General features: G+C 75.0%; 17 protein-coding genes. 11 read left to right on the top strand and 6 right to left on the bottom strand.

The window, feature by feature from the left end; all coding sequences use genetic code 11:
• Positions 1-253 precede the first annotated feature (253 nt).
• From GA0070610_RS01065 to GA0070610_RS01085, 5 genes are read left to right on the top strand one after another with little or no spacing between them, the layout of a single operon-like run.
• A complete protein-coding gene (locus GA0070610_RS01065; protein WP_088998285.1) occupies positions 254-1,453 on the top strand; it encodes a substrate-binding domain-containing protein in 1,200 nt (399 codons plus the stop codon).
• 5 nt (positions 1,454-1,458) lie between these two features.
• Complete coding sequence (locus tag GA0070610_RS01070) at positions 1,459-2,202, top strand: ABC transporter ATP-binding protein (protein WP_088998286.1); 744 nt, start codon at positions 1,459-1,461, stop codon at positions 2,200-2,202.
• Complete coding sequence (locus GA0070610_RS01075; protein ID WP_088998287.1) at positions 2,202-2,966, top strand: ABC transporter ATP-binding protein; 765 nt, start codon at positions 2,202-2,204, stop codon at positions 2,964-2,966. The genes GA0070610_RS01070 and GA0070610_RS01075 overlap by 1 nt, the downstream gene beginning before the upstream one ends.
• A complete protein-coding gene (locus GA0070610_RS01080; protein ID WP_088998288.1) occupies positions 2,966-3,856 on the top strand; it encodes a branched-chain amino acid ABC transporter permease in 891 nt (296 codons plus the stop codon). Before GA0070610_RS01075 ends, GA0070610_RS01080 begins: the two co-directional genes overlap by 1 nt.
• Complete coding sequence (locus GA0070610_RS01085) at positions 3,853-4,980, top strand: branched-chain amino acid ABC transporter permease (RefSeq protein WP_088998289.1); 1,128 nt, start codon at positions 3,853-3,855, stop codon at positions 4,978-4,980. The genes GA0070610_RS01080 and GA0070610_RS01085 overlap by 4 nt, the downstream gene beginning before the upstream one ends.
• Positions 4,981-5,165: 185 nt before the next feature.
• Here GA0070610_RS01085 and GA0070610_RS01090 read toward each other — a convergent pair whose 3' ends face one another.
• On the bottom strand, positions 5,166-5,642 hold the full coding sequence (locus tag GA0070610_RS01090) for a hypothetical protein (protein WP_088998290.1): 477 nt from the start codon (positions 5,640-5,642) through the stop codon (positions 5,166-5,168).
• 109 nt (positions 5,643-5,751) lie between these two features.
• Between GA0070610_RS01090 and GA0070610_RS01095 the strand changes: the two genes are divergently transcribed.
• The 3 genes from GA0070610_RS01095 to GA0070610_RS01105 all read left to right on the top strand — a co-directional run bounded on the left by GA0070610_RS01095 (position 5,752) and on the right by GA0070610_RS01105 (position 10,295).
• Complete coding sequence (locus GA0070610_RS01095; protein ID WP_088998291.1) at positions 5,752-6,915, top strand: serine hydrolase domain-containing protein; 1,164 nt, start codon at positions 5,752-5,754, stop codon at positions 6,913-6,915.
• A 62-nt stretch (positions 6,916-6,977) separates the two neighbouring features.
• Positions 6,978-9,113, top strand: coding sequence for a RecQ family ATP-dependent DNA helicase (locus GA0070610_RS01100; protein ID WP_088998292.1), 2,136 nt, complete (start codon positions 6,978-6,980; stop codon positions 9,111-9,113).
• 165 nt (positions 9,114-9,278) lie between these two features.
• On the top strand, positions 9,279-10,295 hold the full coding sequence (locus tag GA0070610_RS01105; RefSeq protein ID WP_392567282.1) for a hypothetical protein: 1,017 nt from the start codon (positions 9,279-9,281) through the stop codon (positions 10,293-10,295).
• Positions 10,296-10,411: 116 nt separating this feature from the next.
• Here the strand turns inward: GA0070610_RS01105 and GA0070610_RS01110 are convergent, their stop codons facing one another.
• The 3 genes from GA0070610_RS01110 to GA0070610_RS01120 form a co-directional block, all read right to left on the bottom strand.
• A complete protein-coding gene (locus GA0070610_RS01110) occupies positions 10,412-10,828 on the bottom strand; it encodes a helix-turn-helix domain-containing protein (RefSeq protein ID WP_088998293.1) in 417 nt (138 codons plus the stop codon).
• A gap of 186 nt (positions 10,829-11,014) precedes the next feature.
• Complete coding sequence (locus GA0070610_RS01115) at positions 11,015-12,217, bottom strand: class I SAM-dependent methyltransferase (protein WP_088998294.1); 1,203 nt, start codon at positions 12,215-12,217, stop codon at positions 11,015-11,017.
• A 254-nt stretch (positions 12,218-12,471) separates the two neighbouring features.
• Positions 12,472-14,124, bottom strand: coding sequence for a DEAD/DEAH box helicase (locus GA0070610_RS01120; protein WP_088998295.1), 1,653 nt, complete (start codon positions 14,122-14,124; stop codon positions 12,472-12,474).
• Positions 14,125-14,438: 314 nt separating this feature from the next.
• On the opposite strand from GA0070610_RS01120, the gene GA0070610_RS01125 reads away from it, so the two are divergent.
• Positions 14,439-15,092 (top strand): ferritin-like fold-containing protein, encoded by a 654-nt coding sequence (locus tag GA0070610_RS01125; protein WP_088998296.1) that lies wholly within the window; start codon positions 14,439-14,441, stop codon positions 15,090-15,092.
• 61 nt (positions 15,093-15,153) lie between these two features.
• On the opposite strand, the gene GA0070610_RS01130 is transcribed toward GA0070610_RS01125, so the two are convergent.
• Together GA0070610_RS01130 and GA0070610_RS01135 are read right to left on the bottom strand one after the other, a co-directional pair.
• Positions 15,154-15,381 (bottom strand): DUF3107 domain-containing protein, encoded by a 228-nt coding sequence (locus GA0070610_RS01130; RefSeq protein WP_088960194.1) that lies wholly within the window; start codon positions 15,379-15,381, stop codon positions 15,154-15,156.
• A gap of 65 nt (positions 15,382-15,446) precedes the next feature.
• Positions 15,447-16,085 (bottom strand): TetR/AcrR family transcriptional regulator, encoded by a 639-nt coding sequence (locus tag GA0070610_RS01135; RefSeq protein WP_088998297.1) that lies wholly within the window; start codon positions 16,083-16,085, stop codon positions 15,447-15,449.
• Positions 16,086-16,230: 145 nt separating this feature from the next.
• Here GA0070610_RS01135 and GA0070610_RS32055 point away from each other — a divergent pair, with 145 nt between their 5' ends.
• Both GA0070610_RS32055 and GA0070610_RS01145 read left to right on the top strand, forming a co-directional pair.
• Positions 16,231-19,344 (top strand): hypothetical protein, encoded by a 3,114-nt coding sequence (locus tag GA0070610_RS32055; protein WP_449288791.1) that lies wholly within the window; start codon positions 16,231-16,233, stop codon positions 19,342-19,344.
• A gap of 34 nt (positions 19,345-19,378) precedes the next feature.
• A complete protein-coding gene (locus tag GA0070610_RS01145) occupies positions 19,379-20,353 on the top strand; it encodes an alpha/beta fold hydrolase (protein ID WP_088998298.1) in 975 nt (324 codons plus the stop codon).
• Positions 20,354-20,356: the final 3 nt, after the last annotated feature.

Raw genomic sequence — 20,356 nt, forward strand, 5'->3', positions numbered from 1 at the left:
TGAGGGCGTGGGCGGGAGGAATACGGCATTCGGTGGGTATCGGTGGCGTGCGGCGACACAGCATCACTTGCGTCGATGGTCGGGGCGCCCATGGCGGACGCGCGCGTTCGTTGTCGCGTCGTGATCCTTGTAACCTCCGGCCACCCCACCCCTGTTACTTGTGTGTTTCAGCCACATAGCCCGTGGGTGACGTCACTTCTAGCGTGAGCCGTCATATGAGTTCCCTACCTCCGAGTCCTCACGTGGAGTCGCAATGACGGTCCGGACGACGCGGCGGGTGTTCCTCTCCGCCGCCACGATGATGGCCGCGGCGCTCGCCGCCACGGCCTGTGGCAGCCCGCAGGACACCGCCTCCGGTGGCGGCGACGGCGCCGCCCCGGTGAAGGTTGGCCTGGTCTACTCCCAGTCGGGAGCCCTGGCCAGCTACGGCAAGCAGTACATCGAGGGGTTCAGGGCCGGCCTCGACTTCGCCACCAAGGGCACCAACAAGGTGGGCGACCAGGCCATCGAGGTCACCGAGGTCGACGACACGGGTGACCCGGCGAAGGCGGTCTCCGCGGCCAAGGACCTGATCGGCAAGGGCAGCAAGATCATCGCGGGCTCGACGGCGTCCGGCGTGGCCCTCCAGGTCGCCCCGATCGCCGCGCAGAACAAGGTCCTCTTCATCTCCGGCCCGGCCGCCACCGACGCGGTGACGGGCGCCAACAAGTACACGTTCCGCTCCGGGCGGCAGTCGTACCAGGACGTGGTCACCGCCAAGTCGTTCATCGGCGACCCGGCCGGCAAGAAGGTCGTGGTCTTCGCCCAGGACGGCGCCTTCGGCGACGCCAACGAGGCCGCCGTGAAGGCCGTCATCGGCGGCGCGGGCGCGGCCGTCAGCAGCGTACGGGCGCCGGCCAGCGCCACCGAGTTCACCCCGTTCGCCAGCCAGATCAAGTCCGCCAAGCCGGACCTGCTCTTCGTCGCCTGGGCCGGCACCACCGCCCCCGCGATGTGGCAGACGCTCGACCAGCAGGGCGTGCTCTCCTCCACCACGGTCGTCACCGGCCTGGACATCCGCGCCTCGTGGCCGACGTTCGGCGCCGCCGGCAGCAAGATCTCGTTCCTGTCGCACTACTTCGACGGGGCCTCCGACAACGAGGCCGTGAAGGCGCTGAAGGCGAAGGTCGGCACGGTCGACCTGTTCCACCCGGACGGCTTCGCGGCCGCGCAGATGGTCGTCCGCGCCATCGAAGAGGGCGGCGACGACGTCGAGAAGATGGTCAAGGCCCTGGAGGGCTGGAGCTTCGACGGGGTCAAGGGCAAGATGACCATCCGCGCCGAGGACCACGCGCTGCTCCAGCCGATGTTCCAGGCCAAGCTGTCCGGCAGCGGCACCGCGTTCACGGCCACCGCCCAGAAGGCGCTGACCGGGGACGAGTCCGCGCCGCCGGCCGTGGCGATGAAGGGCTGACAAAGATGCTCGCCACCCGCGGTCTGACCTGGCGGATCGGTGAGGTCGCCATCGTCGACGGCGTCTACCTCGACCTGGCGCCCGGGGAGTTCCTCGGCGTCATCGGGCCCAACGGCGCCGGCAAGACCTCACTGTTCAACCTGATCACCGGCGTACGCCGGGCCACGGAAGGTCGGATCACCCTCGACGGGCAGGACATCGGCTCCCTGCCGCCGCACAAGCGGGCCCGTCTCGGCCTCGGCCGTACCTTCCAGGCATCCTCGGTCTTCGGTTCGCTCAGCGTGCGGGAGAACGTCCGGCTCGCCGTGCAGGCGCACCGCGGGGGCTCGATGAAGCTGTGGCGGCGGGCGGCGGCCGACCGGGAGGTCGCCGCCGCCGCCGACGCGGCGCTCGACCGGGTCGGCCTCGCCCACCGGGGTACGGCGCTGGCCGGCACCCTCGCCCACGGCGAGAAGCGGAAGCTGGAGATCGCCCTGCTGCTCGCCGGGGAGCCCCGGGTCATGCTGCTCGACGAGCCGATGGCCGGGGTCAGCGCCGAGGACGTGCCCGAGCTGGTCTCGGTGATCCGCTCGCTCACCGGCGACAGCGGCCGGTCGGTGCTGATGGTCGAGCACCACATGGACGTCATCCTGGAGCTGGCCGACCGGATCGCCGTGATGCACCACGGCGCGCTGCTGGCCTGCGACACCCCGGAGACGGTGATGGCCAACCCCACCGTGCAAGAGGCCTACCTGGGGGAGTCGCTCTAGTGGAACCCATTCTCAGCGTGGAGAACCTGTCGGTCCGCATCGCCGGGCTGCACATCCTCCAGGGGGTGTCCTTCACGGTCGCCCCGACCGGCGTCACCGTCCTGCTCGGGCGCAACGGCGTCGGCAAGACGACCACCCTGCGCGCGATCGTCGGCCTCACCCCGCCCGCCGGCGAGGTGCGCGGCGCCGTCCGGATGGGCGCCCAGAGCCTGCTGGCCCGGCCCACCCACCGGCTGGTCCGCGGCGGGCTGGGCTACGTGCCGGAGGACCGCTGCGTCTTCGCCGGGCTCACCGTCGCGGAGAACCTCCGGCTCGCCGAGCGGCGGGGCAGCACCCCGGCGTACGACAAGGTCTTCGCGCTCTTCCCGGAGCTGGACCGGCGCGGACGGCAACGGGCCGGCTCGCTCTCCGGCGGGCAGCAGCAGATGCTCGCGATCGGCCGGGTGCTGCTCAACGACAACCGGCTGCTGCTGGTCGACGAGCCCACCAAGGGGCTCGCGCCGAAGGTGGTGACCGAGGTGGCCGAGGTGCTGGAACGGGTCGCCGAGTCCGTGCCGGTGCTGCTGGTCGAGCAGAACCTGGCCGTGGTGCGGCGGCTCGCCCGGGACGCGGTCGTGCTGGCCGCCGGCCGGGTCGCCTGGACCGGTGACGCGCAGGAACTGCTGCTGGAGACCGCCTTGACGAAGTCGCTGCTGGGCGTCGGCTCGGCGGAGGGACACCACCCCGCCGGTACGCCGGCCGGCGCGCGGAAGGACCAGCACTGATGGACACCGTCATCCTGTTGACGCTCACCGGGCTCGGCCTGGCGGCGCTCTACTTCCTGGTCGCCAGCGGTCTCTCCCTGGTCTTCGGCCTGGCCGACGTGCTCAACTTCGCGCACGGCGTCTTCCTGGGCGTCGGCGCGTACGGGACCTGGTGGGCGGCGCACAACCTGCCCGGCGCCGGCTCGGACGGCTTCGGCTTCGTGCTCGCGGTCGCCTTCGGGGTGGCCGCCGGCACGCTGGTCGCGGTGCTCGTCGAGCTGGTGCTGATCCGGCCGCTCTACTCCCGCACCATCGAGCAGGTGCTGGTCACCGTCGGCCTCTCGCTGGCCGGCGTGGCGTTGCTCCAGGCCACGTGGAAGGCGGACGCCCGGCCGTTCCCGCGCCCCGAGTGGACCCGGCAGGTCACCTCGATCCTCGGGGCGAACGTGCCCAACGGCGGCCTGCTGCTGATCATCGCCGCGGTGCTGGTGCTCGGCGCGATCCTGGCCTTCCTCCGCTGGACCCGCTACGGCCTGATCATCCGGGCCGGCGTGGAGAACCGGGAGATGGTCACCGCCCTCGGCATCGACGTGCGCAAGGCGTTCACCCTGGTCTTCGCGATCGGCGGGGCGGCGGCGGCGCTGGCCGGCGCGCTCGGCGGCGTCTACTTCGGCACCATCTCGCCCGGCCAGGGCAGCTCACTGCTGATCTTCGCGTTCATCGTGGTGGTCATCGGCGGGATGGGCTCGGTGATCGGCTCCGCGTACGCGGCGGTCGCCGTCGGCCTGACCCAACAGTTCGTCAACTACTACGGCACCTCCGGGCTGGGCGACATCTGCGTGGTCGCGCTGCTGGCCGTGGTGCTGCTGCTGCGCCCCCAGGGCATCGCCGGAAAGGTGGCAACGGCATGACCGAGGTCAAGAGCCCCGAGGTTCCGGCGCCGCCGGCGGCGGTGCCCGACGAGCTGACGCCGGGGCACCGGCGGTGGCACGGGCTGCGCCCGTTCCTGCCGCTGGTCGCGCTGGTGGTGGCGCTGATCCTGCCGTACTCCACCCTGCACCTGCCGGGCGTCTTCGAGGGGGCGCTGAACTCGCCGGGCACCCTGCAACTGCTCGCCGTCTGTCTGGTCTTCGGCGGCCTGGCGGCCGGCTACGACCTGCTGTTCGGGCGGACCGGGATGCTCTCCTTCGGGCACGCCCTCTACTTCGCCGCCGGCGTGTACGGCACCGACATCCTCGTCACCAAGGCGGGACTGCCGCTGTGGCAGGCGGGGCTGCTCGCGATCACCGGCGGCACGATCCTCGCCGCGCTGCTCGGGGCGGTGGCGCTGCGTACGGTCGGCATCGCGTTCGCCATGGTGACGCTCGCCTTCGCCCAGGTCGGGGCGATCCTGGTGGCCCGCGACTTCGGCGGGCTCACCGGCGGCGAGGAGGGGCTGCCGCTGGACGTTTCCGGGCTGCCGCAGGGGCTGGTCGGGGTCACCAACACCGTCAACCTCTACTGGCTGGCGCTGGCGTACCTGGTCGTGGTGGTCTTCGTGGTGCACCGGGTGTCGGGCTCGCCGACCGGGCGGGTGCTCGCCGGCCTGCGCGACGACGAGCGGCGGATCGGGGTGCTCGGGCTCGACCCGTACCGGTTCAAGCTGGTGGCGTTCACCCTGGCGGGTGGGCTCGCGGCGGCCGGCGGCGTGGTCTACGTCCTGATCGTCGGCGGTGCCTCGCCGCACATCACCTCCTCCGAGTGGACCCTGGCCCTGCTGGTCATGGTGGTGCTCGGCGGGCCGGGCACCCGGTGGGGTCCGGTGATCGGCGGCATCCTCTACATGTACCTGGACCACCGGCTGGTCGCGTTCGGCACGTCCGACGCGGTGGAGGCCCTGCCGGCGTTCCTGAGCAACCCGCTGTCGCAGCCGCTCTTCGTGCTCGGCACGGTCTTCATCCTGGCCGTCTACTTCTTCCCCGGCGGCCTGGCCAGCCTCGCCCCGCGCCTGGCACTGCTGCGGCACTCCCTGCGCACCCCGTCCCGCCGCCCCTGACGGTCGCGGGCCCGGCCCCGCTGATGACGACGTCGCCACCGCCTGGCGGCTGCTCGTCATCGGCGGGGCTTCCGTGTGGACGGGGATCGACGGCTCGCAGGGCGGTGGGCTGTCGAGGGGACCGTCGATCGTGTTCGGCGCGCGCCCGCCGTGCGCCGTGAGCGGGGTCGCGCCTGCGGATCCGATCAGGCGGAGGGTTTCGGCGGTGTGAGGTTGCGGAACCGCTCGTGCGCCGACTGCCGGCTGATGCCGAGCGCGTTGCCGATCTCGGCCCAGGAGAGCCCGGCCTCCCGCGCCGCCACGACGGCGCGCTCGATCAGCGGCCGTTGCCAGCGTTCCACCTCGGCGAGGATGCCGAGCGCCTGCAACGGCCAGGTGGTGGCCAGCTCGGCGACGTTGTCGCGGAGGGTGTCGGAACGGCCCAGCAGCCAACCGGGCGGTGTGGCGGCCAGGACCGGTCTGATGTGTCCGCCCCACTCGGAGGTGGCCATCCAGCGGCCCTCCTCGGCGGCCGGGTAGTCGCTGGTGCCGACCCAGCCGCAGCTGCACCGGGCCCGGTAGCCGACGGCCGTCGCGGGTGCTGCGGCGTCGGTACTCAGCGTCCCGTCCGGCAGTCGGAACCCGACGAGGTTCGCGTGCCCCGGGACCTCTGCCTCCGCCATCCCGCAAGCATATGCTTGTCAGGTCTTCCTGACTGACTCCGTCAGGCTATCCTGACATGGTTGCCCGGGCTGATCGTCGTCCGGGCCCGACGCCCCGAGAGGAGAGCGCATGTCCGTGGTCAGCGGCACCGTGGCGGCGGGTTACGAGCCGGTCCGGGAGGCGTTCCTGGCGAACTTCGAGACGCGGTCCGAGATCGGCGCGGCCCTCAGCGTCTACCGGCACGGCCGGGAGGTGGCCCGTCTGTGGGGCGGGCTCGCCGATCCCGCCACCGGCCGCGCCTGGCGGGCGGAGACCCTCCAGGTGGTCTTCTCGGCAACCAAGAGCGTGCCGGCGGCCTGCGCGCACCTGCTGGCGCAGCGCGGGCAGCTCGACCTGGACGCACCCGTCGCCGAGTACTGGCCGGAGTTCGCTGCGGCCGGCAAGGACGCCGTCCCGGTCCGCTGGCTCCTGTCCCACCAGGCGGGGCTGCCGGTGCTCGACCGTCCGGTTCCACAGGCGGAGGCACTGACCTGGGAGCCGGTCGTCGCCGCGCTGGCGGCCCAGGCGCCGGCCTGGGAGCCGGGCACGGCACACGGCTACCACGGGCTCACCTACGGCTGGCTGGTCGGCGAGGTGGTACGCCGGGTCTCCGGCCGCAGCCTCGGCACGTACTTCGCCGACGAGATCGCCACACCGCTGGGCCTGGACTTCTGGGTCGGCCTGCCCGCCTCCGAGGCGCACCGGGTCGCCCGGCTCGTCGAACAGCCGGCCGCTCCGCCCGCCGCCGCCGGGGTGGCGCCGGAGGCGCTCGCGGCGTACACCGATCCGACCTCGCTGGTGGTCCGCTCGACGATGGTGACCGACCCGCCGCTCGACCTCGTCGACCCGCGTGCCTGGGCGGCCGAGATCCCCTCGGTGAACGGCATCTGCACCGCCTCGTCGCTGGCCCGCTTCTACGCGGGCCTGATCGGCGAGGTCGACGGCGTCCGGATCCTCGACGCGACCACCCTCGACGCCGCCATTCGGCAGCAGGCGGGCGGAGTCGACCGGGTGCTGTTGGTGCCGACCCGGCCGGCGCTCGGCTTCGGCCTGCCGCTGCCCGAACAGCCGTGGTGGTCGCCGACCGCCTTCGGCTTCCCCGGCCACGGCGGCTCGCTCGGCTACGCCGACCCGGCCAGCGGCGTCGCCTTCGGGTACGTGACGAGCGGACTCCGCGTCACGATGGGCCCGGACCCCCGCACGACCAGCCTGGTCGAGGCGGTCCGGGCGGCGGTGTCCCGCGAGCCGGCCTGACCCCTGCCGGCTCGGCCCCGTCGTCCGGCGGGGACGTCCGGCGTAGCTGGTAGAAATGCCGGATGAGCCAGGATCGGACGGCGGTACGGGAGCGGGCCGAGGCGGTGCTGCGGCGGCTGGCCGGCGAGCACGCCCGACTTCGGGAGGACCAGTGGCGGGCGATCGAGGCGCTGGTGGTCGACCGCCGCCGGGTGCTCTGCGTGCAGCGCACCGGGTGGGGCAAGTCGGCGGTCTACTTCGTGGCCACCGCCCTGCTGCGGGACCGGGAGGCGACCGGCGCAGAAGGCGTCGCCGGCCCCACCGTGATCGTCTCGCCGCTGCTGGCGCTGATGCGCAACCAGGTCGAGTCGGCGGCCCGCGCCGGCATCCGGGCCCGCACCATCAACTCCGCCAACCTCGACGAGTGGGACGAGATCACCGCCGAGATCCACGCCGGCGCGGTGGACGTGCTGCTGATCAGCCCGGAACGGCTCAACAATCCGGACTTCCGGGACACCGTGCTGCCGAAGCTGGCGGCCACCACCGGCCTGCTGGTGGTCGACGAGGCGCACTGCGTCTCCGACTGGGGGCACGACTTCCGGCCGGACTACCGCCGGCTGCGTACGTTCCTGGGCAACCTGCCCGAGCGCACCCCGGTGCTGGCCACCACGGCCACCGCCAACGCCCGGGTCACCGCCGACGTGGCGGAGCAGTTGGGCGACGCCCTCGTGCTGCGCGGCAGCCTCGACCGGGAGTCGCTGCGCCTCGGCGTGGTCGAGCTGCCGAGCCCGGCGCACCGGCTGGGCTGGCTCGCCGACCACCTGGACCGGCTGCCCGGCTCGGGCATCGTCTACACGCTCACGGTCGCCGCGGCGGGGGAGACCGCCGAGTTCCTGCGGTCCCGGGGCTACGCCGTCGCCTCCTACACGGGCCAGGCCGAGGACGCCGACCGGCGGGCCGCCGAGCAGGACCTGCTGGACAACAAGATCAAGGCGCTGGTCGCCACCAGCGCGCTGGGCATGGGCTTCGACAAGCCCGACCTCGGCTTCGTGGTGCACCTCGGCGCGCCGCCGTCCCCGATCGCGTACTACCAGCAGGTCGGCCGCGCCGGCCGGGCCGTCGCGCACGCGGAGGTGCTGCTGCTGCCCGGCGCCGAGGACGCCGCCATCTGGCGCTACTTCGCCTCGCTCGCCTTCCCGCCGGAGGGGCAGGTCCGTGCCGTCCTGGCCGCCCTGCACACCGACCGCCCGCTCTCCACCCAGGCGCTCGAACCGATCGTCGACCTGCGGCGGGCCCGGCTGGAGTTGATGCTCAAGGTGCTCGACGTCGACGGCGCGGTCCGCCGGGTGCGCGGCGGCTGGCTGGCCACCGGTGAGCCCTGGGTCTACGACGAGGCCCGGTTGCGCCGCGTCGCCGAGGCACGCACCGCCGAGCAGCAGGCCATGCGGGAGTACGCGGCCACCGCCGACTGCCGGCTGCGCTACCTGCGCGAGTGCCTGGACGACGCGGGGGCCGCCGACTGCGGCCGGTGCGACCGCTGCGCCGGCCCGCTCTTCACGGCCGACGTGTCGGACGCCGCGCTGAGCGCCGCGCAGACCTTCCTCGGCCGGCCCGGCGTGGAGATCGCGCCGAAGAAGCTCTGGCCGACCGGTCTGGAGGCGGTGGGCGTACCCCTGAAGGGGCGGATCGCCCCGGCGGAGCAGGCGTTGCCGGGGCGCGCGGTGGGGCGGCTGTCCGACCTCGGGTGGGGCGGCCGGCTGCGTGACCTGGTCGGGCCGGAGGCGGCGGACGTGGCCGTCCCCGACGACGTGGCCGCCGCCGTGGTCGAGGTGCTCAAGGCGTGGGCGCACGGCGACGAGCGGTGGCCGCGCCGCCCGGTCGGCGTGGTGGCGGTCGGTTCGCGTCGCCGGCCCCGCCTGGTCGGCTCGCTCGCCGAGCGGATCGCCGCCGTGGGCCGGCTGCCGCTGCTCGGGCAGGTGACGTCGGTCGGCGCGCCCGCCGGGGGCCCGCGCGGCAACAGCGCCCAGCGGGTACGCGCCCTGCACGGCGCCTTCGCCGTGCCGGACGAACTGGCCGACGCCCTCGCCGGGCTCGACGGGCCGGTGCTCCTCGTCGACGACCTGGTCGACTCGGGCTGGACGATGACGATGGCCGCCCGGGAGCTGCGCCGGGCCGGCGCCCCCGACGTGCTCCCCCTCGCGCTGGCCGTGGCCGGCTGAGCCGCCCGCGCCGCCGATGCTTCCCGGCAGGGCCCGAGCTGCGGCGACGTCGGTCGAGCAGCGATCGGGAAAGTTCCCGGCGGGAGCGGACTGCGACCGTCGCCACGCCGCACCGCTGGCGGGCCGGCGTCGTGCCGACGGGCGGTAGCGTGGGCGGCATGACCGATGAGCAGCACGGCCGTGACCGGGACGGCGGCGGTGCCTGACCAGGTGTCGGCGGCGCCCGACCACGCAACGGACGTGCCGGACGGCATGACCACCGCCCCGGAGCACGTGTCGGCCGTGCCGGACCGGAGCACCCTCCGGCTGGCGCTGGTCGTCGGCGGGCTGGTGCTCGCCGTCCTGCTCGGTTTCGGCCTCGGCCGGCTCAACGGCGGCGGCCCCTCCGCGGCGGTGGGAACCGACAGCGCCCTCACCGGGCACAGCCACGCGCCGGGCACCGGCGCCCACGAGCACGGCGCCGACCAGGCCGCGGCGGCGCAGGCGGGCGGCCTCTCGGTCAGTTCGGCGGGCTACACCCTCACCCCGGTGGCCGCCGCGTTCACCGCCGGCCGTCCGGGCGAGCTGCGCTTCCAGGTGCGGGACGCGCAACGTCGGCCGGTGACCCGGTTCGCGGTCGTGCACGACAAGCCGATGCACCTGATCGTGGTGCGGCGCGACCTGACCGGCTACCAGCACCTGCATCCGACGATGGCGGCCGACGGCACCTGGTCGGTGCCGCTGAACCTGCCGCAGGCCGGGGTCTGGCGGGCGTACGCCGACTTCACCGCGCTCGCCGACGACGGCCGGCAGACCGCCGTGACCCTCGGGGTCGACCTGACCGCGCCGGGCGGCTACCAGCCGAGGCCGCTGCCGGCACCGGCGTCCTCGGCCACCGTCGACGGGTTCACCGTCAGCTACCAGGGCACGCCGCAGGCCGGCGTGACCGTGCCGCTGACGTTCCGCGTCGACTCGGCGGGCGGGCGCCCGGCGCTGGAGCGCTACCTCGGCGCGTACGGGCACCTGGTCGCCCTGCGCGAGGGGGATCTCGGTTACCTGCACGTCCACCCCGAACCGCAGCCGGTCGACGGGGCAGTGACGTTCTGGGTGACCGCGCCCGACCCGGGCCGCTACCGGCTCTACCTGGACTTCCAGGTCGCCGGCGTGGTGCGGACCGCCGAGTTCACGGTCACGGTGGCCTGACTGTGGGCTGGCCGGGTTGGCCCGAAGGTGATCAGGACACCGTGGACCTCAAGAGCGCCCGATAGCGTCCACAGCGTCCTGATCACCGGGGCGCGCACCGGGTGGCGGTGGGGTGCTCAGCCGGCGCGGCGGATGGGGCGGCGGGCCAGGTAGCGCAGCAGGTCGCGGATGTGGTGCTTCTCCTCGGCCGGCACGGTGGGGTCGGCCAGCCGTTGCAGGATCACCCGGACGTCCGCCTCGACCGGGCCGTCGTCGGCGCGGCGGCGGGGTGCGGCACCGGCGTCGGGCAGACCGAGCGCGCGGAACGCCGCCGCGACCGGCAGGTCCAGCGCTGCGCAGAAGCCGCGCACCTTCGCCAGCTCGGGGTAGTCCTGCCAGTCCCCGGCGAGCCAACGGAACACGGTCGACCGACCGACGCCCGTGTGGGACGCCAGGTCGGTGACGGTCCAGCCGCGTTCCTCGCGGGCGTCGTCGATGGCGCGCCGCACGAAACGTGCGAAGGCCATCTGCGGCGAAACCTCTACGGAACCCATCCCTGCGGGTCTTCCCTCCCGGCCGGCACCCGGCGGTGCGCCCTCGAGGGTAGTACGGAAAGGTAAGGAAACGATTGACTGACCGACCAGACCGTCTCGTGTATGGGATGTTCCGCCCTCTCCAATGGCGCGGATCACATCCGAGGACCGCCGCTCAGGCGGGCGGCCGGTCCGGGCGGCGTCCCGTCAGTGGGCGGCCGCGACGTCGTCGGGCACCGGGGCGTCGGGGGCGGTGCCCGGCGAGGGCAGCGGTGGCAGCAGGGCCGCCAGCCGTGGGGTCACCGCCCACTGGTCGATGAGTTCCCGGTACTCCGCCCGCTGGGCGACGGTCGGCGCGGTGCCGGTGCGTCGCGCGCGGATGAGCAGGTTGCGCGGGGTGTGCCGGGAGTCGACGAACTCCACCACCTCGGCCCGGTAGCCGTGCAGCCGGAGCAGCCCGGCCCGCAGCGCGTCGGTGAGGACGTCCGCGAAGCGCTCGCGGAGGATGCCCTGCCGGGTCAGCAGCTCGTACGGAGCCGGGGCCGGCCGCGCGCGGAGCTGGGCCGCGACGTCGTGGTGGCAGCAGGGCGCGGCGAGCACCCAGCGGGCCTTCCAGCGCACCGCCCGGGCCAGCGCCTCGTCGGTGGCGGTGTCGCAGGCGTGCAGGGCCAGCACCAGGTCGGGGGCGGGCTCCACGACGGCGTCGGCGATGGTGCCGGCCACGAAGCTGACCCGGTCCGCCCAGCCCAGCCGCTCGGCCAGCTCGGTGTTGCGTCGCCGCTGGTCCTCCCGGACGTCCACGCCGACCAGCTCGACGTCGAGCCCGCGCTGCGCGAGCCACCGGTACGCGGCGAAGGTCAGGTAGGCGTTGCCGCAGCCTAGGTCGACCACCCGCAGCGGGCCGGTCAGGTCGTCCGGCAGGGTCGCCGCCAGCGCCCGCAGGAACGCGTCGACCTGGCGGCGCTTCGCCGCCGAGCCACCGATCTCGGCGAAGATCGGGTCGCCGGGATCGAGCAGGTACTCCTTCGCCCGGTCGTGCCCACCCGGCTCGGCGGCCGGCCGGCTCGCGGCGGCCCGGTGCACCTGCGCCTCGCCGGACTTGGTGACCCGCAACTGGAGCGTGGCGTCGGCCGTCTCCACGTGCCAGTTGCCGAACGGCTCGGCGAGCAGCGCGTCCACCGCCGCGTCCGCCTCCGGGCCCGGGGCCACGTTGCGGGTGTACGGGCGGGAGCCGTCGGAGGTGGAGATCTGCAACCGGGCGCCGGCCTTGAGCGCGACCGGCCGCAGTTCGGCGCGGACCATCGAGGGCCGGTGACCACGGCGTCGGCCGGCGGCGACCGCGCGGGTGAGTGCCGGGTCGAGCAGCAGTGCCCGGACCTCGGTCAGGGCGGCGTCCAGCGGTTCGGGCATTGCTCCATCTTCCTCGTCGACCGGCGACTTCCCCGGCACACGGGGTGCCCGCCGGGGCTCTTCCCCGTGGGGCACCCGCCCCGGGGCCGGTGCCCCACGGGGCCAGGTGTCCGCCTGGGGTGAGTGTCTGCCCGGGTCGGCGTCCGCCCAGGGCCGGTGCCCGTCCGGGGTCAGTGTCCGCCGGGGCAAGTGCCCGTCCGGACGAGGAGATCCCCCGGACACGGGTCCGGGGGATCTCGGGTGACGTGCGTCGGTCAGTCGGCGGTCGCCTCGGCCGGCGTACCGCTGGCGGAGCCACCACCACGACGGCGCCGGCGGCGGCGGGGCTTCGCGGCCTCGCCCTCGGCGGCGGCCGGGGTCTCGCCCGCCTCGGCGGCGATCACCGTGGTCGGCTCGCCCGCGACGGTCTCGCCGGCACGGCGACGACGACGGCGACGCGGGATGCGCGGGCCCTCCTCGGCGGCGTCGGCGGGCGCGTCGGTCACCGGCGCGTCGGTCGCACCACCGGCGCGGCCCGGACGGCGGTCGCCGCGACCGCGACCCTCGCCGCGCCGGGCGCCCCGGCCGCCCTCGCCCCGGCGGGAGCGTCCGCCGCCGAGGTCCTCCTCGACCTCGGCCGACAGCCCGGCGCGGGTGCGCTCGGCGGTCGGCAGGGTGCCGCTGACGTCCGTGGGGATGTGCAGCTCGGTGTAGAGGTGCGGGGACGTGTGGTACGTCTCCTGGGGCTCCGGCATGTCCAGGCCCAGCGTCTTGTCGATGATCCGCCAGCGGGGCATGTCGTCCCAGTCGACGAAGGTCACCGCGACGCCCGTCGCCCCGGCCCGGCCGGTACGACCGATCCGGTGGGTGTAGGTGTCCTGGTCCTCGGGGCAGTCGTAGTTGATGACGTGCGTCACGCCGCTGACGTCGATGCCGCGCGCGGCGACGTCGGTGGCGACCAGGGTGTCGATCTTGCCAGCCCGGAACGCCCGCAGCGCCCGCTCGCGCGCGCCCTGCCCGAGGTCACCGTGCACGGCGGCGACCGCGAAGCCCCGGAAGTCGAGGTCCTCGGCGACCCGGTCGGCGGCCCGCTTGGTGCGGGTGAAGATCATGGTCAGCCCGCGCCCCTCGGCCTGGAGGATGCGGGCCACGATCTCGACCTTGTTCATCGAGTGGGTGCGGTAGGCCAGCTGCTCGGTCTGCGGCGACGGGCCGGTCTCGGCGGTGTGCCCGGCGTGGATCGTCATCGGCTGGCGCAGGAAGCGCCGGGACAGGGTGACGATCGGGTCCGGCATCGTGGCCGAGAAGAGCATGGTCTGCCGGTCCTCCGGCAGCATCGCCAGGATCTTCTCGACGTCGTCGAGGAAGCCCAGGTCGAGCATCCGGTCGGCCTCGTCCAGCACCAGCGCGCGGACCCGGTCCAGCCGCAGGTGCTTCTGCTTCTGCAGGTCCATCAGGCGGCCGGGGGTGCCGACCAGGATCTCGACGCCCTTGCGCAGCGCGTCGATCTGCGGCTCGTACGCCACGCCACCGTAGATCGGCAGCACGCGCACGCCCCGGGTCCGGCCCGCGGCGGCGAGGTCCTTGGCCACCTGGATGCCCAGCTCACGAGTGGGTACGACGACCAGCGCCTGCGGCACGCCGTCGCTGCCCTCGCCCGGCGCGAAGACCCGCTCCAGCAGCGGTACGCCGAAGCCGAGGGTCTTGCCGGTGCCGGTGGGCGCCTGGCCGATCATGTCGACGCCGCGCATCGCGATCGGGATCGCGTACTCCTGGATGGCGAAGGCGCGGGTGATGCCGGCCGCGGCCAACGCGTCGACGGTCTCCTGACGCGCGCCCAGCTCGGCGAAGGTGGGTGCCTCCGGGCGTACCGGGGCGGTGGCGGCCAGTTCCTGGCCGTCCATGAGGTCCTGAGTCAGCTCGCTCATGTGGATTTGGGGGTGCCCTCTCGTGGGTGCGCCCCGTCATGTCCTCAGGGCGCGTTCGGTGTGGCGCGGGCCACACGGTCGGCGGCTGACTGCCTTGCCGGACCGGGCCGCACGCGCGCCGCGGGCCTCACACTCGATCGAACCGCCTGATCGCGCGGATCAGGCTGGCCAGGTCGGCGCCCGCGGCAACTGCTCCATGCTACCTGAACCGGCCCGGAGTCGTCCTGATTCCGTACGCACGCGCCACGCCGGGGGCGGTGGGTGTGACTTGCGTCACTTCCGACCGGGTTGCCGGCGGGCGGTAGCCTGCGCTCGTGTCCGAGACCGATCTGCCCGACCGTGCCGTCGTCGATCTGCTCGGCCTGGTGGCCCTCGGTGAGCTGCTCGCCTTCGAACGGATGGCCGTCGACGCCCGACTCGCCCCGGACCTGCGCCGGCGGGCGGCGCTGGGGGAGATGGCCGCCGCCGAGATCGGCAACTACCGGCGGCTGGCCGACCGGATCGCCGCGCTCGGCGTACTGCCCGACGACGCCATGGCGCCCTACGTGGGGCCGCTCCAGGCGTACCACGACTCGACCGAGCCGCGGGACTGGGCCGAGGCGGTGACGAAGGCGTACGTGGGCGACGCCATCACCGACGACTTCCTCCGGGGGGTCGCCGCGACGCTGGCCGAGCCGGACCGTCAGCTCGTCCTCGACGTGCTGCACGACTCGTCGTACGCAGACTTCGCCGTCGCCGAGATCCGGGCGGCCGTCGAGGCGGACCCCAGGGTGGCCGGCCGGCTCTCGATGTGGGCGCGGCGCCTGCTCGGCGAGGCGCTGTCGCAGGCCGGCCGGGTGGCCGCCGCCGAGGGCGGGGCGTTCGCCGCGCTCGTCACGCGCGGCGGGCGGGTGGACGTGCCGGAACTGTTCCGGCGGCTGACCGCGGCACACACCACGCGGATGACCGCCGCCGGGCTGAACAACTGACCGCGACCGGCGGTCCGCGACGGGCGACCGTCCGGCCACCCGTCGCGGCCGACCGGACCACTCAGCGGACGGTGAACCCGACCGCGCGCGGCGACGCCTCGGCGATCTCGACGTAGGCGACCTTGTTGACCGGCACGATGACCCGCCGGCCCTTCTCGTCGGTCAGGGAGAGGGTGCCCTCGTCCTTGCCGAAGGCGTCGGTCACGATCTGCTCGATCTCGGCCGGCGACTGCGCGCTCTCCAGGACCAGCTCACGGGGCGCGTACTGCACGCCGATCTTGACCTCCACTGTGCCTCCTCATTCGGGCGAAAGAGCCGCCGATGGGAAGGCTATCCGATCTCGGGGCCGGATGTTCAGGCTGACTCACCTTGCAGCGGGAAGCTGGCGATGCCCCGCCAGGAGAGCGCCGCGACCAGTGCCTCCGCCTCGGCCTTGGGCAGTTGCCGGCCCCGGGCCAGCCAGAACTGCGCGGCGGTCTCGGCCGCGCCGACCAGGCCCGAGGCGAGCAGCTCGGCGTGCGCCCGGCTGATCCCGGTGTCCGAGATGATGGTGTCGGTGATCGCCGCGATGCAGCCCTGCTCCACCCGCTCGACGCGCTGGCGCACCGCCGGGTCGTTGCGCAGGTCCGACTCGAAGACGAGACGGAACGCCTCGCTCTCGTGGTCGACGAAGTCGAAGTACGCGCGCACCGACGCGCCGACGCGCTCCTTGTTGTCGTTGGTGCCGCGCATCGCGTCGTCCACCTTCGCGAGGATCGCGTCGCAGTGCGTGTCCAGCAGGGCGAGGTAGAGCTCCATCTTGCCGGGGAAGTGCTGGTAGAGCACCGGCTTGGAGACCCCCGCCCGTTCGGCGATGTCGTCCATCGCGGCCGCGTGGTAGCCCTGGGCGACGAACACCTCCTGGGCCGCGGCGAGCAACTGCTTGCGGCGCGCGGAACGGGGCAGGCGGGTGGGCCGGCCGGCGGTCTGGGCACCGTTCCCCACAGCGGTCATGGGAACCTCCGAGTTCTTCGTACGAGCCGGCATTTCACCCGAACCGGTCGGGGCCCGGGACCCGTCGCGGAATTGGCCCGCCGCCGTAACTTATCGCCACTGTCACCACACGGTAGCCTCAGCGGGGGCGACCAAGGAGCGCGCGGTGAGTGAAACAGGGCAACCCGGTGCCGCCACCCCGGGAGAGCACGGCGACGGCACGGGTCCGCAGGACGACCTGGCCCGTTCCGGCAGCGGGTGGGAGCCCTCGGCGGCCGGTTGGGCCCGGGGCGGGGAGATCTCCGGCACCCGCGAGCCGGCTTCGCCGTGGGGTCCGCCCGAGCAGAGCCCCGGCTGGGCCGCCTCGTCGCCGCGCCACGGCGACCTGCCGCCACCGCTGCCCGGCCTGCCGGCCGAGCCACCGGCCCGGGTCAACGGCCACCGCGCCAACGGCGTCGACCACGCCGCCGACGACGCTCCGGTCAACCGCCAGGCCCCGGTGAGTGCCCCGCCCGGCATCCACGGCGAGCAGCGCCGCGACCCGGGCAACGACCGGCTGGTGGTGCCCGCGCAGCGCCCGGCGCCGACGGCCGAGCAGCCGCCGGGGCCGCAGCACGGGTTCACCGACCCCGAGCCCGGTCCGGTCCGGCGCTCCTCCGACGACCCGTCGACCGGCCGCCAGACCCGCTGGTCGGACCCCGGGTTGCCGACCTCGGCGCCCCCGGCCGTCCAGGTCCCGCCCGTCGGCACCGCCGCCAGCGGTTTCGAGGTGCCGCCCGGCTTCCACGCGCCGACCGTCGACCGCGCCGCCGAGGGGCCCCCGTCTGCCGCCGGCCCGGCGCGCGGTTGGAGCGACCGCTTCCCGCCGGAGCCGCCGGCCCACGACCCGCGTCCCTTCCCGCCGCCGGCCGAGCCTTCGTCCACCGAACGGGTCGACGCCGCACCCGCCGCAGCCGACCAGGGGGGCGACCGGGTCACCGGCGTCGACCGCGCGCTGGGCGCGGAGCGCGCCTTCCGTGAGGACCAGGGCCCCTACCCGGTCGCCGCCGGCTCGGACGGCGCGTCCGGGGAATCCGGCCAGGACCGCGCCACCGGCGGGCCGGGCCAGGGCGGCCGCCGCGCCGAGCGGACGCCAGGTGCCGGCGGCCAGGACCGGGCGCCGGACGCGTACGACCAGGACCGCACGGCGGCTGGGCCCGGGCAGGACCGCGCGTCGCGCGCCGCCGGGCACGATCGCGCCGGCCGTGGCGTCGGCGCGGAGCCGAACCAGTCGCCGGCCGCCGATCCGGCCGCCGCTGCCGAGCACCCCGACCGGGCAGCGTCGTCCGACCCGGAGACGGGCGCCCCGCGGCAGTCGGCCGCCGAGTGGCCGCCGACGACCGAGCCCGACTGGACCGGCCCGAACTGGAACCGCCCGAGCTGGGGCGCCGCGTGGGCGCCGCCCTGGTCCCGCGAGGAGCCCGAGTCGACGGGGCGGCGCTCCCGCGAGGAGGCCGCGCCCGTCGGCCGCCGTTCCCGGGAGGAGCCCGAGTCCGTCGGCCGTCGGTCCCGTGAGGAGCCCGAGCCGGCGGGGCGGCGCTCCCGCGAGGAACAGCCTCCGGCCTGGGCCGGCGAGCCGCATCGACCGTACGAGCCGCTGCGCGCCGAGCCCGCCCGGCCCTACGAGCCGCCCCGCGAGCCCGGCCGCCCCTACGAAGCCGCCCCGACCGCTTCAGTGCCCCGACCGTCGTACGAGCGGCCGGCCGGGCCCGACGCCGAGCAGGCGGTTCCGACCGAGCGGCCGGCCTGGGCCGCCGGCGGTTCCGTCCCCGCGCCGGCGGGCGCGCCCCCGCTCGCGTACGCCCCGGAGGCGGCGCCCCGCGCGGAGGACGCCCCGGAGCGGGTGACCCGGCCGTTCCGGCTCCGGCCGGAGAGCGTCGAGCCGCCCCCCGTAGCTCCGGTCGGCCCCCAGGCCCCCGGCGCCGAGGCCGCCACCGGCGGGTTCGGGCGGCGTGACCGCGATCCGTCCCTGCCCGCCCCGACGGGTGCACCCTCCTACGCGGCCCGTCGATCCGCTTCCGAGCCGGTGCCGACGGCCCCGCCGGCCGCCGCCGACCAGGCGCCGGAGCCGGCGTCGGCGGTGTTGCCGCAGCGCGTCCCCGCCGAGCCGGACGTGCCCGTCGTGCCGGAGCCGCCAGCCGTGGAGCCACCCGCCGAAACCCCCGAACTCGCCCGCATCGCCACCCACCTGCGCCGCGACGACGAGCCCGCCCCGCTGCGGGAGCGCCCGGAGGGCTTCGACGTCAACGCCATCCTCGACGCCGTCCGCGGTGTGGCCGGCGTCCGCGACGCGGCGCTGCGTCGCACCCCGGCCGGCGCGCACAGCCTGCGGCTCGACCTCGCCGACGGGGCCGACCCGGCCGAGGTGAGCCGGCAGGTCGCCCGCCTGCTCCAGGACCGGATGGGGTTGGCCGCCGCGCCGCAGAACCTGCCCGGCATGCCGGCCGCGCCCGCCCCGCCGGTACGCCGCCGCTCGGCCGAGCCGCGCGGTGTCGAGCCCAGGTCAGCGGGCCCGGCGACGCGTACCGGCGAGCCGTCCTCCGCCGAGCCCCGGGTGCCCGGCGGCAGGGTGGCCGGCAGCCCGCCGGAGGCCCCGCCGACCCGCACCGAACCGCGTCCCGAGACCGAGGGCCCGCGTCGGCGCCGGCAGCCCGCGGCCCCGCACCGGGGCCGGGCCACCGTGGAGGAGCCGGGCTCGGTCTCGGCCGCCCCGGCCGGGGCGGCGTCCGGTGTCCCGGCGACCGTCGGCACGTCGTACTCCGGTGGGCAGGTGACGACGACGGAGACCGCGCCGTCGCGGCCGCTGGACACCGGCGGCGCGGTGGGTCCCCGGGTGGTGATCGACCACGTCCAGGTGAGCACCTTCGGGCTCGACGCCACGGTGGAGGTACGCCTGCTCGCGGGCGGGGAGAGCGCCGCCGGCTACTCGACCGGGCCGGCCGTCGACGGCTACGTGCTGCGGCTGTGCGCGGTGGCTGCCGCGGCGGCGGTCGACGAGCTGCTGCGCGGCGGTGAGCGTGCCCCCGACGCCGGCCCCGACCGGGGCCGCTGCTTCGTCGAGCACGCCGCCGTGGTGCCCTTCGGCAACTGCGACGTGGCGACCGTCGTGGTGCTGCTGGTCTGCGACGGCTGGGTGGAGCAGCTGGTCGGCTCCGCGCTGGTCGCCGGCGATCCCCGGCAGGCGGTCGTCCGGGCCACCCTGGCCGCGGTCAACCGCCGGCTCGAGGCGCTGCTGGCCTGAGCGCCCCGGGCGGCACCTCGGGCAGACTGGAGTCATGAAGAGCGCCACCCTTCGGCCGGACCACCTGCTCCCCGGGCATTCCGTGCCACCGCCCTGGCCGGGGCGGGAGGTACGCCTCGACGGCACGGTGACGTACGTGCGGGACACCCCCGCCACCGCGCCCGGTGCGGAGCCCGCGCTCTACGTGCACGGGCTCGGCGGCTCGTCGCAGAACTGGACCGATCTGGCGTACCTGCTCGCCGACCGCCTCGACGGGCAGGCCATCGACCTGCCCGGGTTCGGCCGCAGCGAGCCGGGCCGCCGGTACACCGTCCCGGCCTTCGCCGACCGGGTGATCCGCTGGATCGAGCACTCGGGTCGCGGGCCGGTGCACCTCTTCGGCAACTCGCTGGGCGGGGCGATCTCGGTGCAGGTGGCGGGGGTGCGGCCGGACCTGGTCCGGAGCCTGACGCTGATCTCGCCGGCCCTGCCGTTCCTGGACTTCCGGCGCTCGTTGCAGGGCCGGATGCTGCCGCTGCTGGCGATCCCCCGCGGCGAGCGCCTGGCGGCCTGGCGGCTGGCCCAGATCGCGCCCGAGGTGATGGCCCAGCAGGTGATGGAGTCGTGCGTCGCCGACCTCAGCCGCATCAGCGACCAGCGCCGGGAGGAGGCGCTGGAGGAGATCCGGGTGCGCCACGAGGTCCCGCACTACGCCGCCGCGTACGTGCGGACGTTCCGTGGGCTGGTCTCCAGCTTCCTGCGGTCGTACCTGCCGGGGTCCGGGTCGCTGTGGCGGCTCGCCGCGACGGTCGCGGCGCCCACCCTGGTCGTCGGGGGCCGGGCCGACCGGCTGGTGGACGTGCGGGTGGCGCCGCAGACGGCGCGGGTCGTGCCGGACAGCCGGCTGCTGATGCTCGACGGCGTCGGTCACGTGGCCCAGCTGGAGGTGCCGCGCCTGGTGGCCCGGGCCGTGTTGGGCCTGCTCACCGAAACGGGGGACACCGCCGAGCGGTCCGACATGGCAGGCTGACCG

The organism is Micromonospora echinofusca (assembly GCF_900091445.1).
Classification (GTDB): Bacteria; Actinomycetota; Actinomycetes; order Mycobacteriales; family Micromonosporaceae; genus Micromonospora; species Micromonospora echinofusca.